This is a genomic window from Actinomycetospora sp. (assembly GCF_055612215.1).
Genome location: NZ_JBVPVA010000907.1, coordinates 1 through 2,836 on the forward strand (window position 1 = coordinate 1; position 2,836 = coordinate 2,836).

Sequence of the window (2,836 nt, forward strand, 5' to 3'; positions counted from 1 at the left end):
GCCGTCGTCGTCCGTCCGCGGCGCGACGGCCGGGGCGGGTGCCCGGGCCGGCCCGTCGCCCGGCGCCGTGACCTGCGGTGCCGGCGCGTGGACCTGGCTCGCCGGCGGGGGCGCGCCGTCGGAGTCCTCGCCGTGCCCGGCCCCGCTGAACACCAGGACGAGACCGACCACCGCGGCCGCCACCGCGAGCGCATTGCCGATCCGGTTCTTCGTCAGCACGGCGACGTCGCCTCCCTGGCGTGGACACCCCCGCCGTCGGCGTGACGGCGCCCACAGCCTCCGTGGGCGACCGGAGATCCGTCAAGGAAGGTCGCGGTCGGGCAGGAATCGAGAAGCCCCGCGGGCCACGTTCCTCCTACGGTCGGGGCAGGAGGAGATCATCAGCCCTGGGTGGCGACGCCGACGGACCGGCGATCGCCACCCAGGTCTGTTGATCATGTGGAGCGGGGCCGGGTGGTACGCGGACGGTCGGACCGTCGGGTGCGACGTCGATCGGGCTCCACGACGATCCCGACATACTGGTCGGGGCGCAGGGGCCGCACGGGGCGAGGGAGAGACACGATGAGCACCGCCACCAGGACGGACGTCGGGGCACCGCACGCCGCCGACGGGCACGACCTCATCCGCGTGCTCGGGGCCCGCGAGAACAACCTGCGCGACATCAGCGTCGAGCTCCCCAAGCGGCGTCTCACCGTGTTCACCGGGGTCTCCGGCTCGGGCAAGAGCTCGCTGGTGTTCTCGACGATCGCCGCCGAGTCCCAGCGCCTGATCAACGAGACCTACTCGAGCTTCGTGCAGGGCTTCATGCCGACGATGGCCCGCCCCGACGTGGACGTCCTCGACGGCCTGACCACCGCGATCATCGTCGGCCAGGAGCGCATGGGCGGTGACCCGCGCTCGACGGTCGGCACCGCCACCGACGCGGGCGCGATGCTGCGGATCCTCTTCAGCCGGCTCGGGGAGCCCCACATCGGCTCGCCCCAGGCGTTCTCGTTCAACGTCGCCTCGATCAGCGGAGCCGGGGCGGTGAACCTCCAGAAGGGCGGCCGCACCGTCAAGGAGCGCCGCGAGTTCAGCATCACCGGCGGCATGTGCCCGCGCTGCGAGGGCCGCGGCTCGGTCTCCGACATCGACCTCGGCGCGGTCTACGACCCGGACCGCTCGCTCGACGAGGGCGCCATCACGATCCCCGGCTACAGCATGGACGGGTGGTACGGCCGCATCTTCAAGGGCTCCGGGTACTTCGACCCGCAGAAGCCGATCGGGAAGTACACGAAGCGCGAGCTGGACGACCTGCTCTACCGGGGGCCCACCAAGATCAAGGTCGAGGGCATCAACCTCACCTACGAGGGGCTGATCCCGAGGATCCAGCGCTCGATGCTGTCCAAGGACGTCGACTCCCTCCAGCCCCACGTCCGGGCGTTCGTCGACCGCGCCGTCGTCTTCGCCACCTGCCCGGAGTGCGACGGGACGCGCCTGACGGAGGCCGCGCGGTCGTCGCGCGTCCGGGGACTGAACATCGCCGAGGCCTCCGCGATGCAGGTCTCCGACCTCGCCGACTGGGTACGGGGCATCGAGGAGCCGACCGTGGGGCCGCTGCTCGCGACCCTGCGCGACACCCTCGACTCGTTCGTCGAGATCGGCCTGGGCTACCTCTCCCTCGAGCGCCCGGCCGGCACGCTCTCCGGCGGCGAGGCGCAGCGCGTCAAGATGGTCTCCCACCTCGGGTCCTCGCTCACCGACGTCACCTACGTCTTCGACGAGCCCACGATCGGCCTGCACCCCCACGACATCGCGCGGATGAACGGCCTGCTGCTGCGGCTGCGCGACAAGGGCAACACCGTGCTCGTCGTCGAGCACAAGCCCGAGACGATCGCGATCGCCGACCACGTCGTCGACCTCGGCCCCGGTGCGGGCACCGAGGGCGGCACCGTGCAGTTCGAGGGCACCGTCGAGGGCCTGCGGACCAGCGGGACGATCACCGGCCGGCACCTCGACGACCGCGCCGCCCTCAAGCCGAGCGTGCGGACGCCGGCGGGGGCTCTCGAGGTGCGCGGCGCCTCGACCCACAACCTGCGCGGCGTCGACGTCGACCTCCCGCTCGGGGTGCTCCTCGCGCTCACCGGGGTCGCGGGCTCCGGCAAGAGCTCGCTCGTCATGGGCTCGGTCGCGGGTCGCGACGGCGTCGTGGTCGTCGACCAGACCCCGATCCGCGGCTCGCGGCGCAGCAACCCGGCGACCTACACCGGGCTCCTCGAGCCGATCCGCAAGGCGTTCGCCAAGGCCAACGGCGTCAAGCCCGCACTGTTCAGCGCGAACTCCGAGGGCGCCTGCCCGAACTGCAACGGCGCCGGCGTCGTCTACACCGACCTCGCGATCATGGCGGGCGTCGCCACCACGTGCGAGGTGTGCGGCGGGAAGCGCTTCTCGGCCGACGTGCTCGAGTACACCTTCGGGGGCAAGGACATCAGCGAGGTGCTCGCGATGTCCGTCGCGGAGGCCGAGGCGTTCTTCGGGGCGGGGGAGGCGCGGACGCCGGCGGCGCACACGATCCTGGGCCGGCTCGCTGACGTCGGGCTCGGGTACGTCCGGCTCGGGCAGCCGCTCACCACGCTGTCCGGCGGCGAGCGCCAGCGCCTCAAGCTCGCCACCCACCTGTCCGACAAGGCCGGCGTCTACGTCCTCGACGAGCCCACGACGGGTCTGCACCTCGCCGACGTCGAGGCGCTGCTCGGGCTGCTCGACCGGCTGGTGGACTCGGGGCGCTCGGTGATCGTGATCGAGCACCACCAGGCCGTCATGGCGCACGCCGACCGGATCGTCGACCTCGGGCCCG

Annotated in this window: 2 protein-coding genes; one reads left to right on the top strand and one right to left on the bottom strand. The window is 72.3% G+C overall.

Translation table 11 applies throughout. From position 1 onward, the window contains the following. Positions 1 to 219, bottom strand: a 219-nt coding sequence (locus AC0CYZ_RS24735) for a hypothetical protein (protein ID WP_472220274.1), incomplete at its 3' end; no start/stop codon positions are given. Positions 220 to 561: 342 nt separating this feature from the next. Between AC0CYZ_RS24735 and AC0CYZ_RS24740 the strand changes: the two genes are divergently transcribed. Beyond that, positions 562 to 2,836 (top strand): ATP-binding cassette domain-containing protein (locus tag AC0CYZ_RS24740; RefSeq protein ID WP_472220276.1); only part of this gene is annotated, 2,275 nt, incomplete at its 3' end.